The sequence below is a fragment of the Erythrobacter sp. NE805 genome (assembly GCF_046452355.1).
Lineage (GTDB): Bacteria > Pseudomonadota > Alphaproteobacteria > Sphingomonadales > Sphingomonadaceae > Erythrobacter.
Map to the genome: position 1 here is coordinate 537,604 of NZ_JBKFDI010000002.1, position 14,964 is coordinate 552,567.

21 protein-coding genes and 1 tRNA gene are annotated in these 14,964 nt (G+C 69.4%); 8 read left to right on the forward strand and 14 right to left on the reverse strand.

The window, feature by feature from the left end:
• Nucleotides 1-5: 5 nt before the first annotated feature.
• The 6 genes from ACLBKU_RS10560 to ACLBKU_RS10585 all read right to left on the reverse strand — a co-directional run bounded on the left by ACLBKU_RS10560 (nt 6) and on the right by ACLBKU_RS10585 (nt 4,227).
• Complete coding sequence (locus ACLBKU_RS10560) at nt 6-842, reverse strand: TIGR04222 domain-containing membrane protein (protein WP_410179667.1); 837 nt, start codon at nt 840-842, stop codon at nt 6-8.
• Between the two features lie 139 nt (nt 843-981).
• Complete coding sequence (gene rimM, locus ACLBKU_RS10565) at nt 982-1,488, reverse strand: ribosome maturation factor RimM (RefSeq protein ID WP_410179511.1); 507 nt, start codon at nt 1,486-1,488, stop codon at nt 982-984.
• 108 nt (nt 1,489-1,596) lie between these two features.
• Nucleotides 1,597-2,073, reverse strand: coding sequence for a 30S ribosomal protein S16 (rpsP, locus tag ACLBKU_RS10570; protein WP_410179512.1), 477 nt, complete (start codon nt 2,071-2,073; stop codon nt 1,597-1,599).
• Between the two features lie 47 nt (nt 2,074-2,120).
• Complete coding sequence (ffh, locus tag ACLBKU_RS10575) at nt 2,121-3,587, reverse strand: signal recognition particle protein (protein WP_410179513.1); 1,467 nt, start codon at nt 3,585-3,587, stop codon at nt 2,121-2,123.
• A gap of 131 nt (nt 3,588-3,718) precedes the next feature.
• Nucleotides 3,719-3,794: transfer RNA gene (locus ACLBKU_RS10580), tRNA-Ala, on the reverse strand.
• Nucleotides 3,795-3,882: 88 nt separating this feature from the next.
• A complete protein-coding gene (locus ACLBKU_RS10585; RefSeq protein WP_410179514.1) occupies nt 3,883-4,227 on the reverse strand; it encodes a TIGR02300 family protein in 345 nt (114 codons plus the stop codon).
• Nucleotides 4,228-4,403: 176 nt separating this feature from the next.
• On the opposite strand from ACLBKU_RS10585, the gene aroA reads away from it, so the two are divergent.
• The 8 genes from aroA to ACLBKU_RS10625 all read left to right on the forward strand — a co-directional run bounded on the left by aroA (nt 4,404) and on the right by ACLBKU_RS10625 (nt 10,975).
• Nucleotides 4,404-5,732, forward strand: a complete 1,329-nt coding sequence (aroA, locus tag ACLBKU_RS10590; protein WP_410179515.1) for a 3-phosphoshikimate 1-carboxyvinyltransferase — start codon at nt 4,404-4,406, stop codon at nt 5,730-5,732.
• A complete protein-coding gene (locus ACLBKU_RS10595) occupies nt 5,729-5,995 on the forward strand; it encodes a CBU_0592 family membrane protein (RefSeq protein ID WP_410179516.1) in 267 nt (88 codons plus the stop codon). The genes aroA and ACLBKU_RS10595 overlap by 4 nt, the downstream gene beginning before the upstream one ends.
• Nucleotides 5,992-6,234, forward strand: a complete 243-nt coding sequence (locus ACLBKU_RS10600; protein WP_410179517.1) for a hypothetical protein — start codon at nt 5,992-5,994, stop codon at nt 6,232-6,234. Before ACLBKU_RS10595 ends, ACLBKU_RS10600 begins: the two co-directional genes overlap by 4 nt.
• The gene (locus ACLBKU_RS10605) at nt 6,231-6,851 is read left to right on the forward strand and encodes a (d)CMP kinase (RefSeq protein ID WP_410179518.1); all 621 of its coding nucleotides are present in this window, start codon (nt 6,231-6,233) and stop codon (nt 6,849-6,851) included. Before ACLBKU_RS10600 ends, ACLBKU_RS10605 begins: the two co-directional genes overlap by 4 nt.
• 228 nt (nt 6,852-7,079) lie before the next feature.
• Complete coding sequence (gene rpsA / locus ACLBKU_RS10610; RefSeq protein ID WP_410179519.1) at nt 7,080-8,774, forward strand: 30S ribosomal protein S1; 1,695 nt, start codon at nt 7,080-7,082, stop codon at nt 8,772-8,774.
• Between the two features lie 119 nt (nt 8,775-8,893).
• Entirely contained in the window at nt 8,894-9,649 is a 756-nt protein-coding gene (gloB, locus tag ACLBKU_RS10615) for a hydroxyacylglutathione hydrolase (RefSeq protein WP_410179520.1), read from the forward strand.
• A gap of 1 nt (nt 9,650) precedes the next feature.
• Entirely contained in the window at nt 9,651-9,995 is a 345-nt protein-coding gene (locus ACLBKU_RS10620; RefSeq protein WP_410179521.1) for a DOPA 4,5-dioxygenase family protein, read from the forward strand.
• Nucleotides 9,995-10,975 carry an NADPH:quinone oxidoreductase family protein gene (locus tag ACLBKU_RS10625; protein ID WP_410179522.1) on the forward strand — a complete coding sequence of 327 codons (981 nt, stop codon included), beginning with the start codon at nt 9,995-9,997 and terminating at the stop codon, nt 10,973-10,975. The genes ACLBKU_RS10620 and ACLBKU_RS10625 overlap by 1 nt, the downstream gene beginning before the upstream one ends.
• Before the next feature lie 10 nt (nt 10,976-10,985).
• Here ACLBKU_RS10625 and ACLBKU_RS10630 read toward each other — a convergent pair whose 3' ends face one another.
• The 8 genes from ACLBKU_RS10630 to ACLBKU_RS10665 all read right to left on the reverse strand — a co-directional run bounded on the left by ACLBKU_RS10630 (nt 10,986) and on the right by ACLBKU_RS10665 (nt 14,954).
• Nucleotides 10,986-11,471 carry a hypothetical protein gene (locus tag ACLBKU_RS10630; protein WP_410179523.1) on the reverse strand — a complete coding sequence of 162 codons (486 nt, stop codon included), beginning with the start codon at nt 11,469-11,471 and terminating at the stop codon, nt 10,986-10,988.
• Between the two features lie 114 nt (nt 11,472-11,585).
• Nucleotides 11,586-12,122, reverse strand: coding sequence for a hypothetical protein (locus tag ACLBKU_RS10635; protein ID WP_410179524.1), 537 nt, complete (start codon nt 12,120-12,122; stop codon nt 11,586-11,588).
• Nucleotides 12,115-12,609 carry an ATPase gene (locus tag ACLBKU_RS10640; RefSeq protein WP_410179525.1) on the reverse strand — a complete coding sequence of 165 codons (495 nt, stop codon included), beginning with the start codon at nt 12,607-12,609 and terminating at the stop codon, nt 12,115-12,117. The genes ACLBKU_RS10635 and ACLBKU_RS10640 overlap by 8 nt, the downstream gene beginning before the upstream one ends.
• A 90-nt stretch (nt 12,610-12,699) precedes the next feature.
• The gene (locus ACLBKU_RS10645) at nt 12,700-12,924 is read right to left on the reverse strand and encodes a F0F1 ATP synthase subunit C (RefSeq protein WP_054118254.1); all 225 of its coding nucleotides are present in this window, start codon (nt 12,922-12,924) and stop codon (nt 12,700-12,702) included.
• 62 nt (nt 12,925-12,986) lie between these two features.
• The gene (locus tag ACLBKU_RS10650; RefSeq protein WP_410179668.1) at nt 12,987-13,748 is read right to left on the reverse strand and encodes a F0F1 ATP synthase subunit A; all 762 of its coding nucleotides are present in this window, start codon (nt 13,746-13,748) and stop codon (nt 12,987-12,989) included.
• Nucleotides 13,749-13,873: 125 nt separating this feature from the next.
• Complete coding sequence (locus ACLBKU_RS10655) at nt 13,874-14,221, reverse strand: AtpZ/AtpI family protein (protein WP_410179526.1); 348 nt, start codon at nt 14,219-14,221, stop codon at nt 13,874-13,876.
• A gap of 145 nt (nt 14,222-14,366) precedes the next feature.
• The gene (locus ACLBKU_RS10660) at nt 14,367-14,768 is read right to left on the reverse strand and encodes a YdbL family protein (protein WP_410179527.1); all 402 of its coding nucleotides are present in this window, start codon (nt 14,766-14,768) and stop codon (nt 14,367-14,369) included.
• 24 nt (nt 14,769-14,792) lie between these two features.
• Entirely contained in the window at nt 14,793-14,954 is a 162-nt protein-coding gene (locus ACLBKU_RS10665; RefSeq protein WP_410179528.1) for a YnbE family lipoprotein, read from the reverse strand.
• Nucleotides 14,955-14,964: the final 10 nt, after the last annotated feature.

The following is a 14,964-nucleotide window of genomic DNA, read 5'->3' on the forward strand; positions in this document are numbered from 1 at the left end:
GTGCGTCAGTCGCCGCAACTGCCGCCATCGCCGCCGCCCGAATCGCAGCTCGCATCGCCCCAGTCGCCCGAGCCGCCGTCCGCGCCCGAGCCGCCATTGTCGGCGGCTGCGAGGCGCAGCGCGTGGAGCGGCTCCCAGCGGGTCCCGGCGAGCACCGAAGTGCCGTGGAGCGCCACGGCCATTGCCGCCGTGTCGGCGCGGATCGCGCCCGCGCCCCGCCCGGTCCGCGCGCGCAGGCGGCGCACCGCATCGATCCCCGCCCTCGTGCGCGGATCGCTGACGGCGAAGCGGATCACGGCGAGCCCCAGCGTCACGCCGAGCAGCACCACCAGCGGCCCCGTCGGCTCGCCCTCGGCGGTCCCGGCGCGCTGGCGGTAGAGGCCGAGGACCAGCAGCGCCGCGAAGGGCGCGAGCGAGAGCCAGCGCAGGCGCCAGTGGACGTCGGGCCACATCATGAGCCCGCTGCGCCGCAGCCGCGCCGCGAGCCGCTCGGCATGGACGCCGAGCGCCCGCCCGGCGGCGCGCAGGGTGAGCGGCGGATCGAGCGCGAGCAGCGCCTGCCCCGCCGGGCTCGCCGCGATGTCATGGCGGGCGACCACCAGCCGCCCGTCGCTCGCCGCGACGATCCCGCCGCGCACGTAGAGATCGGTCAGCACCGCCTCGGCCAGCCGCGTCCGCCCGCCCGCGAGCAGTGCGGCGGACTCGACATCGGGCGCGTCGCCCGCCCGCCCGCGCGCGCGCAGGCGCTGCGGGATGACCCACGCGCCGGCACAGCCCGCAGCGAGCAGCACGGTGTAGAGAATCAGGAAATCGCTGCCCGTCCAGGACGAGAACAGCTGCATCACGTCACCCTTCCTGCGGGCGCGCCTGCCGCGAAGGCAGGCGGGTCCGGCACCAGCGCGACCCGGCGGCAGCAGGTTATCATGTCAAAAGTTAACGTGCAGCAAGCGCAGCTCCAGCGATTTGGCCGGAAGCGCGCGCTCAGTCCTCGGCGAAAGCGGCGGCGATGACCAGCCGCGCCTCGTCCCAGCCGAGCACGGCGGCGGGGATCATCGGCACCATGAAGGTCTTGGGGCCCTTGGCGGGGGCCGGATCGCGGGCGATCTCGACGAGGTCGGTCGCGCCGAAATTCTCGATGGCGAGGACGGTGCCGACCGCTGCGCCCGCGTCGGTGAGGACGGGGAGGCCGATCAGGTCGGCGTGGTAGAACTCGCCCTCCGCGAGCGGGGGAAGCGCCTCGCGCGGGACGCTCAGCGCCGTGCCGCGAAGCTTCTCGGCCGCCCCGCGCGAGGTGCACTCGGCGAAGCGCGCGATCGCTCCGCCCTTGCCGTCCTCGCGGAGCTTGAGGAGCGTAAGCGCGCCGTCATTGAACGTCTTGTGCCGGGCGAGCGCCGCGACGCCCTCGCCGAACAGCTTGAGACGCACCTCGCCCGCCACCCCGTGCGCGCCGGCGATGGCGGCAAGGGTGACGGCTGACCGCTCAGGCACGAGCCCCTCCCGCTTGCCGGAGGGGTTTGGGGTGGGCTCGGCGGGGCGCGCCATTGCCTGACGCGCCCACCCCCGGCCCCTCCCGCGAGCGGGAGGGGAGATCGGGCATCAGCCTTCGGCCTGCTCTTCGGTGGCTTCCGCGGCGGCCTCGTCGGCGCCCGGGGCTTCCTCGGCGGCGGGCTCTTCAGCCGGAGCGGCGGCCGCGGCCTTGGCCTCTTCCTCGGCAGCGCGCGCGGCTTCCTCGGCCTCGGCGATCTTGGCGGCGCGCTCCTCGGCGCGCTCCTTGGCCTTCTCGCCCGGCTCACCCTTCTTGGGGTTCACGCGGGCGGCGCGCTCCTTGATGCCGGCGGCGTCGAGGAAGCGGGCGACGCGGTCGGTCGGCTGCGCGCCGACGCCGAGCCAGTAGCGGGCGCGCTCGTCGTTGAGCTTCACGCGCTCGCCCGAATCCTTGGCGAGCAGCGGGTTGTAGGTCCCGATCTGCTCGAGATACTTGCCGTCACGGGGCGAGCGGCTGTTGGCGACGACGATGCGGTAATAGGGGCGCTTCTTGGCACCGCCGCGCGAGAGCCGGATGGAGATCGACATGAGGAGTTACCTTTCGGGTTGGAGAGACTGATACTGCTGGATTGAAACTACTTCTTGCCGCGCGGCAGGCCGGGGAGACCGGGCGGGAGACCGCCGCCGCCGAGACCGGGCAGGCCGCCGCCGGGACCGCCGAGGCCGCCCATGCCGCCGATGCCGCCCATCGGGCCGCCCCCGCCGCCGCCGAACATCGCCGCCAGGCCCTTGAGGCCGCCCATCTTCCTGATCTGCTTCATCGCGCGGGCCATCTCCTGATGCATCTTCAGGAGCTTGTTGACCGTCTGCACGTCGGTCCCGCTGCCTGCCGCGACGCGCTTCTTGCGCTTGGCGTTCATGAGGTCGGGGTTCGCGCGCTCCTTGGGGGTCATCGAGGAGATCACCGCCTCGAGGTGGACGAGCACCTTGTCGTCCATTCCGCTCGCGGCCATCGCCTGCTTGGCCTTCTTCATCCCCGGCATCATGCCGGCGAGCATCCCGAGGCCGCCCATGTTGCGCATCTGCCTGAGCTGCATCGCGAGGTCGTCGAGGTCGAATTTGCCCTTCTCGAAGTTGCGGGCGAGCTTCTCGGCCTCTTCCTCCTTGATCGTCGCCGCCGCCTTCTCGACGAGGCTGACGACATCGCCCATGCCGAGGATGCGGTCGGCGACCGAGCCGGGGCGAAAGGGCTCGATCGCGTCGAGCTTTTCGCCGGTCCCCGCGAACTTGATCGGCTTGCCGGTGACCGCGCGCATCGAGAGCGCCGCGCCGCCGCGGGCGTCGCCGTCCATGCGGGTCAGCACCACGCCGGTGAGCGGCACCTCGCCGCTGAAGGACTGGGCGACGTTGACCGCGTCCTGGCCGGTCAGCGAATCGACCACCAGCAGCACCTCGTTGGGCGCCGAGACGCTCGCGACGGCCTTCATCTCGGCCATCAGCGCGTCGTCGACGTGGAGGCGGCCGGCGGTGTCGAGGAGGAGGACGTCGAAGTTCTGGAGCTTCGCGGCTTCCATCGCCCGGCGCGCGATGTCGACAGGCTGCTGGCCGGCGATAATCGGCAGGGTCGCGACATCGACCTGCGTGCCCAGCACCGCGAGCTGTTCCTGCGCCGCCGGACGATTGACGTCGAGCGAGGCCATCAGCGCCTTCTTGCCGTGGCGCTCGCGGATCAGCTTGGCGAGCTTGGCGGTGGTGGTGGTCTTGCCCGAGCCCTGAAGACCGACCATCATGATGACGACCGGCGGGCGCGCGTCGAGGCGGAGGCCCTCGACCTCCAAGCCGCCCAGCGTTGCGACCAGCTCGTCATGGACGATCTTGATGACCATTTGGCCGGGGGTGACCGACTTCAGGACATCCTGGCCGATCGCCTTGTCGGTGACGGCGTCGATGAAGCGGCGGGCGACGGGGAGCGCGACGTCGGCCTCGAGCAGAGCGATGCGCACCTCGCGCATGGCGTCGCGCACATCCTGCTCGCGCAGCGCGCCGCGGCCTTTCAGCTTGTCGAATACGCCTCCCAGACGGTCAGACAGCGTGTCGAACATCGCTCACTTCTCCTCGCGCCGCTCATCGCGCGCGCATCATGCGAAAAACGCCGGCGGACGAAACCTCGTCGGCCAGCGTTGCGAAAAGAGCCCCTCCGGGGCGTGCCTCTCCGACTTTGATCCGTGGTGACTGGTGGAGCCTAGCGGGATCGAACCGCTGACCTCAACACTGCCAGTGTTGCGCTCTCCCAGCTGAGCTAAGGCCCCGAGCCAGTCATCATGCGAGCGGGAGCGTGGTGCCCTGCTCGCGGGAGGCGGCCATTATAAGGGCCACCTCCCCCTTGCAAGCGAAAAATCAGTTTTCGTCGTCATCGTCCTCGCCCGTGCCCGTGGACACGCCGAGATCGTCGTCGCCGCCGAGATCGACGTCGTTGTCGGGCGAATCGCCGTCCTCGTCGATGTCCTCGATGTCCTCGAGATCGCCGAGGTCGTCATCGCCGCCGAGGTCGGCGTCGGCATCGACATCGACCTTTTTCTCGACTTCCTCGAAGGGAATCGGCTGCTTGGACTTGAGCACCGGCTCGGGGTTCCAGGTCTCGCCGCATTCGATGCAGGTGACCGGATCATCCTTGCCGAGATCGTAGAAACGCTCGCCGCATTTCGGGCAGGTACGCTTGGTACCCCATTCAGGCTTTGCCATTTATATTCCTCAAATCGGGCCGGCCCTTGCGAAAGGGCGAGCCGGGCAGCTTCGTGAAAATCGCGGGTGGATTGATCGCAAAAGGTGGGCTCCGGCAAGCCCTTTATCAAGAGCCCGGCCGGTCGGCGCGGCGCGCCTTGCCAGAAGCGCGGGGCGCTGTCAAAGACCGCCGCCATATGACCAGCCCCCCGATGCGCCAGACCTTCTCGCCCCGCGGCCCGCTCAAGGGCGCAATCCGCGTGCCGGGCGACAAGTCGATCAGCCACCGCGCGCTGATGTTCGCCGGGCTCGCGGTCGGGCGCAGCCGGATCACCGGGCTGCTCGAGGGTGAGGACGTGCTCGCGACCGCGGCGGCGATGCGCCAGTTCGGCGCGCACGTCGAGCGCGAGGGCGACGGCACCTGGAGCGTCGAGGGCGTAGGGGTCGGCAGCCTGCTAGAGCCGAAACTGGCGCTCGACATGGGCAATTCGGGCACTTCAACCCGGCTGCTCATGGGGCTGGTCGCGAGCCATGCGATCACCGCGACCTTCACCGGCGATGCGAGCCTGTCCGGGCGGCCGATGAAGCGCGTGATCGACCCGCTCTCGCAGATGGGCGCGAGCTTCGAGGCGAGCGCCGGGGGCACCCTCCCCCTGATGCTGCGCGGCGCCAGCCCGGCCGTGCCGATCACCTACCGGCTTCCGGTCGCGAGCGCGCAGGTCAAGAGCGCGGTGCTGCTCGCCGGGCTCAACACGCCCGGCATCACGCGCGTGATCGAGCCCGTGCCGACCCGCGACCACACCGAGCGGATGCTGACCGGCTTCGGCGCCCGGCTCGAGGTGGCCAAGGAGAACGGCGAGACCGTGATCGCGATCCACGGCCAGGCGGACCTTGCGCCGATGGACGTCGTGGTGCCGGGCGATCCCTCCTCGGCCGCCTTCTTCATGGTCGCGGCGAGCATCGTGCCGGGGAGCGATCTCACCATCCTCAACGTCGGCCTCAATCCGACCCGCGCCGGACTTCTCGCGGTGCTGCGCCAGATGGGCGCGGACATCGCGGAGCTGAACCCGCGCGAGGTGGGCGGCGAGCCGGTCGCCGACCTGCGCGTGCGCCATGCCCAGCTTTCGGGTGTCGATGTCGACCCGGCCATTGCGCCCGCCATGATCGACGAATTCCCGGTCCTGTTCGTCGCCGCCGCGCTGGCGAAGGGCACCACCCGCACCACCGGGCTCGACGAGCTGCGCGTCAAGGAGAGCGACCGCCTCGCCGCGATGGCCGCGGCGCTGACCAGCGCAGGCGCGCGCGTCGAGGAGCACGCGGACGGCCTCACCATCCACGGCACCGGCGGCGAGCCGCTGCGGGGCACCGCGAACGGACGGGTCAAGTCGCTGCTCGATCACCGCATCGCCATGAGCATGGCCGTTGCCGGTCTCGCCAGCAGCGGCGGGGTGGAGATCGACGACACCTCCCCGATCAACACCAGCTTCCCGACCTTCCAGCGGCTCATCGCCGAGGCGACCGCGTGACCACTCCCCTCGACTGGGCGAGCATCGTCGGCCTGTGCGGCACGGCCTGCATCATCGGCGCCTATGCCTATCTGACGCTGGCCAGGGCGACGAATCCCTTCATCCTCCACGGCACCAACCTGATGGGCGCGGCGTTGCTGACGGTCTCGCTGCTCTACCACACCAATTGGGCGAGCCTCGTGCTCGAGTTCTTCTGGGCCTCGATCGCGCTCGTCGGCCTGGTGCGGGCGTGGCTCGCAAGGCGAGAGCGGGACGAGGCATGAAGGGTGTGGTCGCCAACCTCGGCCGCAAGCCGCTGACGCGGCGCCTCGTGGCGGCGGTGGTGCTGATTGGTGCGGCCATCGTCACCGCACTGCTGCGCAGCAAGGGATCCCAGCTGCTCTTCGACCTCGTCGCGAACACGGTGGTGGCGTTCGGCGCGCTGGTGGTCCTGCACGTCCGGTGGCGGTCGCGGGAGAAGCGCGCGATCTCGCCGGAGCAGGCGCAGGACATCTTCTCATGATCATCGCCGTCGACGGCCCGACCGCCTCGGGCAAGGGCACCATCGCCAAGGCGCTCGCGGCGCATTTCGGCCTGCCGCATCTCGACACCGGCCTGCTTTATCGCGCGGTCGGGCGGCAGGTGGCGCTGAACGGCGGAAACCCGGACAACCCCGTGGATGCGCTCGCCGCCTGCGGCTTCGCCGACGACCTGCTCGCGGACGAGATCCTCCGTTCCGAGGCGGTGGGAGGCTTCGCGAGCCGCGTCTCGGTCCACCCCGCGGTGCGCCGCGCGCTCTTCGACCGCCAGCGCGCCTTCGCGCTTCAGCCGGGCGGCGCGGTGCTCGACGGGCGCGACATCGGCACCGTCATCGCCCCCGAGGCGCAGGTGAAGCTGTTCGTCACCGCCAGCGTCGCCGAACGCGCGCGGCGTCGCTGGCTCGAGATGACGGGGCGCGGCATCGCCGCCGACCTCGCCGCGATCGAGCGCGACATCGCGCTGCGCGACGAGCGCGACATGAACCGCGCCGACGCCCCCCTGATGGCTGCCCCCGGCGCGCTAGTGCTCGACACCACGACGCTCGGCCGCGACGCAGCGGTCGCAGCGGCCATCGCGGCGGTCGCGGTCCACCGCAGCTGAGGGCGGTTTTCCTTGCTTTATGCCCCGCCTTCGCCTAGGCGCGCGGCCGTTCTCGGAAAGCCCATAAGGTCGAAGGAACCCTCGCGATCGGCATGGGGCCGCGCGGGGAAGTCTGCCTCTTGCCCCGCCAGCCCCGGCAATGGTGCCTGGGAAGCGGCAAAAGACCCCGGAGAAACCGGCGGCCGGTAGCACAACGAAACAGGACGTTACGTCACTATGGCAAGTCAAATGCCCACCCGCGCCGATTTCGAGGCGCTCCTCAACGAACAGCTCGGCGGCGCCGGCGACGAAGGCTTCGAAGGCCGCGTCGTCAAGGGCACCGTCACCGCGATCGAGAACGGCTATGCCGTGATCGACGTCGGCCTCAAGAGCGAAGGCCGCATCTCCCTCAAGGAATTCTCGCGCGGCGAGGACGACCATGGCCTGACCGTCGGCGGCGAAGTCGAAGTCTTCGTCGACCGCGTCGAGAACGCCGATGGCGAAGCCATGCTCTCGCGTGACCGTGCCCGCCGCGAAGCCGCGTGGGACAAGCTCGAGAGCGAATTCGGCGAAGGCAAGCGCGTCGAAGGCCGCATCTTCGGCCGCGTCAAGGGCGGCTTCACCGTCGACCTCGACGGCGCCGTCGCGTTCCTCCCCGGCTCGCAGGTCGACATCCGCCCGGTGCGCGACGTCACCCCGCTCATGGACGTGCCGCAGCCCTTCCAGATCCTCAAGATGGACCGTCGCCGCGGCAACATCGTCGTCTCGCGCCGCGCGGTGCTCGAGGAAACCCGCGCCGAACAGCGCAGCGAGCTCATCAATGACCTGGTCGAAGGCCAGATCATCGACGGCGTCGTCAAGAACATCACCGACTACGGCGCCTTCGTCGACCTCGGCGGCATCGACGGCCTGCTCCACGTCACCGACATGAGCTACAAGCGCGTCAACCACCCGAGCGAAGTGATCGCGATCGGCGACACCGTGACCGTGCAGATCGTGCGCATCAACGCCGAGACGCAGCGCATCAGCCTCGGCATGAAGCAGCTCGAGAGCGATCCGTGGGATGGCGTCTCGGCCAAGTACCCGGTCGGCATGAAGCTCACCGGCCAGGTCACGAACATCACCGAATACGGCGCCTTCGTCGAGCTCGAACCGGGCATCGAAGGCCTCGTCCACGTCTCGGAAATGAGCTGGACCAAGAAGAACGTCCACCCCGGCAAGATCGTCTCGACCTCGCAGGAAGTCGAAGTGATGGTGCTCGAAGTCGACAGCGACAAGCGCCGCATCAGCCTCGGCCTCAAGCAGGCCCAGCGCAACCCGTGGGACGAGTTCGCCGAGAAGCACCCGGTGGGCAGCGTCGTCGAGGGCGAAGTCAAGAACGCGACCGAGTTCGGCCTGTTCGTCGGCCTCGACGGCGACGTCGACGGCATGGTGCACATGTCGGACATCGCCTGGGGCATCTCGGGCGAGGACGCGCTGGCGCTTCACCGCAAGGGCGAGATGGTCAAGGCCGTCGTCCTCGATGTGGATGTCGAGAAGGAGCGCATCAGCCTCGGCATGAAGCAGCTCGAAAAGGGCGCGCCCTCGGCTGAAGGCGCCTCGACCGCGGGCTCGCTGCGCAAGAACCAGACCGTCACCGTCACCGTCCTCGAAGTGCGCGACGGCGGCCTCGAGGTGCAGGTCGGCGAAGACGGCGCGACCGGCTTCATCAAGCGCTCGGACCTCGGCCGCGACCGCGACGAGCAGCGTCCCGACCGCTTCCAGGTCGGCAGCAAGGTCGACGCGATGGTGATCGGCTTCGACCGTTCGAAGAAGCCGAACTTCTCGATCAAGGCGCGTCAGATCGCCGAAGAGAAGGAAGCCGTGGCGCAGTTCGGCTCCTCGGATTCGGGCGCTTCGCTCGGCGACATCCTCGGCGCCGCGCTCAAGAAGGGCCAGGAGTAAGGTATCTGAGTGGCGCTCGCCCCTTGCGGGCGGGCGTCCCCGATATCAGGAAAGGCCCGCCCGCTCAGCCGAGCCGGCGGGCCTTTTCCTTTGCGCGCCGCGCCTGTAAGCTCGCGCGCATGATCCACGTCCATCAGTTCCCCTGTCTCAGCGACAATTACGGCTTCCTCGTCCACGACACCGACAGTCACGAGACGATCGCCATCGACACGCCCGACGGCAAGGAATACCTCCTCCAGGCCGAGCTCAAGGGCTGGCGGATCACCCAGATCTGGAACACCCACTGGCACCCCGACCACGCCGGCGGGAACGCGGCAATCCAGGCGGAGACCGGCTGCACGATCCTCGGGCCCCACGAGGTCGAGGGCAGGTTCCCGATCGACCGCGTGGTCGCGCACGGCGACGTCGCCACGATCGGCGCGGTGCGCGCCAAGGTGATCGACGTCTCGGGCCACACCAACGGCCACATCGCCTACTACTTCGCGGAAGCCGGCATCGCCTTCGTCGGCGATTCCGTCTTCGCATTGGGCTGCGGGCGGATGTTCGAGGGCGAGCCGAAGCAGTTCTGGTCGAGCCTCAGCCGCATCAAGGCGCTCCCGCCCGAGACGCTGCTCTACTGCGCGCACGAATACACCGCCTCGAACGCGAAGTTCGCGCTCCATGCCGATCCCGAAAACGCCGCGCTCCAGGACTACGCCGCCGAGATCGCCGCCAAGCGCGACCGGCAGGAACCGACGGTGCCCACGACGCTGCGCCGCGAGCTTGCCACCAACCCCTTCCTGCGCGCCGACGACCCGGCGATGATGGCGAAGTGGGGCGGCAGCGCGCCGCACGAGACCTTCGCGGCGCTCAGGGCGGCCAAGGACAGCTTCTGAGATGAGCGCCGCAGGCGCGCCGCCCCTCAGGGGCTTTCACGCGCATATCTACTTCGATCCCGACCAGCTCGCCGAAGCGCAGGCGCTCGCCGGGCGGGCCAAGGCCCGCTTTCGGCTGGCGGTGGGGCACTTCCACCTCGCTCCCATCGGCCCGCATCCGCGCGGCTCGTGCCAGCTGTCGATGAACCCTGAGACCTTCGCGCAGTTCGCGCTGTGGGCGGCCCAGGAGCGGGGTGACCTGACGATCTTCGCCCACGGCCTCTCGGGCGACGAGCGCGCCGACCACACGGCGCATGTGGTGTGGTTCGGCCCCTCCGAGCCGCTCGACCTGTCGATCTTCGCCTGATGCAGGCCCTGCGCGTCACGCAGCTGTCACCCGATCTGTCGGGCGTCGCGCTGGCCGACCTCCCCACCCCCACCCGCGCGCCCGGCGAAGTGCTGGTCCGGGTGCGCGCCGCCTCGCTCAATTTCCCCGACCTCTTGATGACCCGCGGCGAATACCAGTTCAAGCCGCAGGTGCCCTTCACCAGCGGCCTCGAATTCGCGGGTGAAGTGCTCGAGGCGGATCTCGGCAGCGGCTTCGCTCCCGGTGACAGGGTCATGGGTGGCAACAAGACCGGCGCCTTCGCCGAGCACGCGAGCGTGCCCGCCGACAGGCTCTCGGCCATGCCCGTGGGGCTCGACTTCTCCGCCGCCGCCGCGATGGGCGCGGCCTATTCGACCGCCTTCACCGGGCTCGTCGAACTCGGCGGATTGCAGGAGGGCGACTGGGTGCTGGTCCACGGCGCGAGCGGCGGGGTGGGCCTTGCCGCCTGCGACCTTGCCCGGGCGCTCGGAGCGCGGGTGATCGCCACCACCGGCAGCCCCGCGAAGGCCGAGCGGATCGCCGCCCTCTCCCGACCCGAGGCGGTCCTGACCGCGGAGGGCCGCTTTCGCGAGCAGGTCGCCGAGCTCACCGGCGGGGCGCTCGCTGACATCGTCTTCGATCCCGTGGGCGGCGACGTGTTCGACGAATCGACCCGCTGCGTCGCCTTCGGAGGGAAGCTGGTGGTGGTCGGCTTCACCTCCGGGCGGATCGCCGAGGTTTCGACCAACATCCCGCTCATCAAGGGCTTCAGCATCGTCGGCCTGCGCGCCGGCGAACATGCCCGCCGCTTCCCCGAGCGCGGGGCGGCGATCCAACGCGCGATCGCCAGGCTCGCCGAGGCGGGCGCGATCAGCCCGGCGATCGACCGGCTCCTCCCCCTCGCCCGCTGGCGCGAGGGCTTCGCGGCAATGGCCCGGCGGGAACTGGTCGGGAAGGTCGTGTTTGAGCCGGGTGCCTGAGAAGGCGCCTTCAATAGAGGTACTTGTCCTCGCGAACCGTGAAGATGAGATTGAAGCCGCTGCCCCGCGCCTTAATGAGCTTGATCTTCTTCTCGCCTTGCCGCCAGACCAGCATCGCACCGGTCGAGGTCGTGTCCAGCACGGCGCCGGTGCCGGAGCCGATGACGCTGCCGAAGCTGGCGGCGCCCCTTTCGGGATCTCCGAACTCGGCCGTCAATCGTGTCAGCAGCCGCTCGAAACAATCGGCCGGGGCGAGCGATCCCATGAAGGTCACCGTGACCAGCCCGCTCTTTCCGCTGCGGTAGCCGAAGGGCGCGGGGCATCCGGGGATCACCTCGATCTGCCGCTTCGGCAGGCTGTCCATGAAGGACTTGGCCTCGCTCTTGGGGGTGGCGGTGGAGAAGGTGCCCCAGAGCACCACCGGTGCATCACTCGCGGCGGCGAGGGGTGCCGCCAGCATCAGGGCGGGAGGGATCATCCAGCGTGCCGTCACCATGCCCATCCTCCGTCAGCTCGTCCCCCAAGGCATCGCATAGCCTCTCCGCGGCCAAGGAAAAAGGGCGGCCTCGCTGGACCGCCCCCCTCTCCGTAACCGGAATGTCCGCAAGGCTCAGAGCGAGGCGATGACCTCGTCGGCGAGCTTCCTGTCGGCCGCGCCGTCATGCGCCTGGGCGATGAGCTTGCGCGAGGCGGCGGCGGCGGCGGTGACCGCACGGGCCTTGACCTCGGCGACCGCGGCGCGCTCGGCGGCGGCGATCTTGTCCTCGGCCATGCGCTGGCGGCGGGCGATCATCACCTCGCTGTCGGCCTCGGCGCGGGCGCGGATCGCCTCGGCTTCCTCGCGGGCGCCGGCGAGCATCGCCTCGGCGTCCTTCTCGGCGCTGGCGATCTTGGCGGCGTACTCGGCGCGCAGCGCCTCGGCCTCGGCGCGCAGGGTCTTGGCTTCGTCGAGCGCGGCGCGGATCGCGGCGATCTTGGCGTCGAGCCCGCCGGTGATAAGGCCGGGGACCTTCTTCCACAGGAACACGCCGATCAGCACGGTCATCGCGAGCGCGACCCACTGATAGGAATCGATTCCCAGCACGCTCGGCTCGGCATGGTGCGCCTCGGCAGCGCCGGCGGCGAGCAGCATCAGGATATCAGACATGCGCCAGCACCTCCTTGACCGCGGCCTCGGCGGCGGCGGGTTCGACGCTCGCCCCGGCGATGCGGGCGACGATCTCGCGCGCGGCCTCGGCGGCGACGCTCTCGATCTCGGCCATCGCGCTGGTGCGCGCGGCGTCGATCGCGGTTTCGGCCTCGGCGAGACGGGCGTCGAGGCGGGTCTGCGCCTCGGCGAGCTTTGCGGCATTGGCAGCGGCGGCGGCGGCCTTGGCCTCGCCGATCACGCCCTGCGCCGCGGCGCGGTTGGCATTCTCGCGGGTCCGCCAGGCCTCTTCCTCGGCGGTCGCCGCATCGCGCGCGGCCTGGGCCGCGGCGAGGTCGCCGGCGATCTGATTGTCACGCATCTCGACCGTGCCGAGGATCTTGGGCACCATCCCGAGGCCGACGACGACGAAGGTGAGGCCGAAGAACACCAGCAGCCAGAAGACCTGGCTCGTCAGGGTTTCCGAGATTTGTTCGATCTGAGGCATTTGAGACCTTTAGCGCGAGGAACGCCGGATGGGGCGGCGCCGGACCGGCGGGGGCGTGCCCCGCCCGGCCCGGCGCCGACGCGCGCGATCTTAGCGGAAGATCAGCAGAACGGCGATGACGAAGGCGAGCAAGCCGAGAAGTTCGGCGGCCGCGAAGCCGATGAACAGGCGGCCCTGCTGGCCGTCGGCGGCACCCGGGTTGCGCAGCGCGCCTTCAAGGAACGAGGCGAAGACATTGCCCACGCCGAGCGCGGCGAGGCCGGCGCCGATCGCCGCGAGACCGGCACCGAGAAGAGCAGCAGCAGTAGCGTCCATGATGTAAACTCCTTGGAAAATTCGTTAGTTGGTGAAGGTTTCGAAGAGAGCGCCTGACGCTCTCAGTGAAGGTTTTCCGCGTCGTTGATGTAGAGCGAGGTCAGCAGCGCGAAGACGTAGGCCTGAATGCCCGCGACGAGGATCTCGAGCGCGCTAATCGCGACCATCAGGACGAAGCTCGGCACGCCGACCGCGACGCCGATGCCGAGGCCGCCGTTGCCGCCGGCGATCACGAAGCTCGCCAGCACCTTGAGGAGGACGTGGCCGGCCATCATCGCGACGAACAGCCGCAGCGCGAGGCTGAAGGGGCGCACCATGAAGGACACGAGCTCGATCAGGCTGATCGGAAGTGCGAGGAAAATCGGAGTGTTGGCGGGCCAGAACAGCGAGAAGAAGTGCAGGCCGTGCTTCCAGAAGCCGACGATCAGGACGATCGAGAAGCTCATGATCGCGAGCACGCCGGTCGCCGTGAAGTGGCTCGTGAAGGTGAAGGCGTGCATGTGCGGGATCAGCCCGAGCGGCACCAGACCGAGCAGGTTGCCGACCAGGATGAACATGAAAAGCGTGAAGATGTAAGGCACATACTTGCGCCCGGCCTTGCCGACATTGGCCTCGAGCAGGTTGTCGATGAAGCCCGTCATGGTCTCCACCGCCATCTGCCACCGGCCCGGGACCAGCGCGCGCTTCATCCCGCCCGCCACGAAGATCCACACCACGATGGCGGTGATCGCCATCCACAGCGCGGAATTGGTGAACGCGATGCCCAACCCGTCAGCCAGTTGCCAGTCCGAGCCCGCGATGGGCTCGATGGTGAACTGCTTCATCGGATCGACCTTGCCTTCTTCGGCTGCCACGATCGAAAGATCCCCATGGTTTTTACATGAAACATGCGCCCATGCAGGGGCCTCGGAGGGGGCAAGCGGGGGTCTGGACGCACCCTGAAGGGGGTCTAGAGGCCGCTATCGGATCCCTCGTCCGGCTCTGCGGGACGCGTGTTCGCGCTCAGGATGATGCTTCTGAAGGCCGATGCCATTCCGAGGAACAGACCGGCCAGCAGACCCCAGGGCGCGATGTTCAGCAATGCGTCCACCGCAAAGCCGATCACCAGGCCGCCGATGATCCCGCCCAGGAGATTGGCCAGGACCCGGTCGCCTTTGCGATAATTCGCATCGACGCCCTTCACCTGAGGCCGGTTGCGCTGCTCTTCGCGCTCGCGTGCGGCCCTGAGCCGCGCTTCGAGCGCGTCGATCCGCGCATCCTCTTGAATGGGTTCTCGGGCGGGTTTCTCGTCGCTCATGCCATGCTCCCTCGAAACAAGAACAAGCCACGTCCAACAAGGTGCCCGCCGAGGGCGCCGCCCCCTTAGAAGGGGGGCAGATATGTGTCAACCGTGAGGGGGCACGATATGCCGCAAGTGCGAAATCAATGCCGCGCGACGCGCCTCACCCGCCCTTCAGCGCCTTCTGGCAGGCGTCGGAGAGCACCGGCGCGCCGCCCCCGCGGGTCTGCCACGAGCCGTCGGGCGCGCGGTATTTCTCGCCCGCGACGGTGCGCATGATCGCGGTGCAGCCGGCGGCGGCCGCATAGGCCTCGAGCGTCGCGTTGTTCTTCTGCGCGCCGTCGGCATAGACCGCGCGGCGCTTGATGTTGATGTCGTCGACGAGCCGCTGGAGCGCGGGGCTCGCGCTGCCTACGATCCCGAGATAGCCGTCGGGCTGCTCGCCGACGGTGCCCTCGGCGCGCGCGGCGGCATAGGCCGGGTCGCGCTGCTGGGCGAGCGCAGGGGCCGCCGCCGCGGCGGTCACGGCGAGAGCGGCAAGGGTGGCACGGATCGAAAAGCGCATTGTCATACTCCCTGAGGACATTCCCTAGAAAATATCCCCGTTCTCCTCGATGGTGTTGGCCGCGTCCTCGGCGAGGGCGTAGAGCACCTCGGCGCGCACGTTGATGTCGAGCTGGATCACGATCGGCTTGTCCGGCGCGGTGATGTTGATGCACCCCCCGCACAGCCCCGCGAGACCCGTCAACACGGCCAACGCC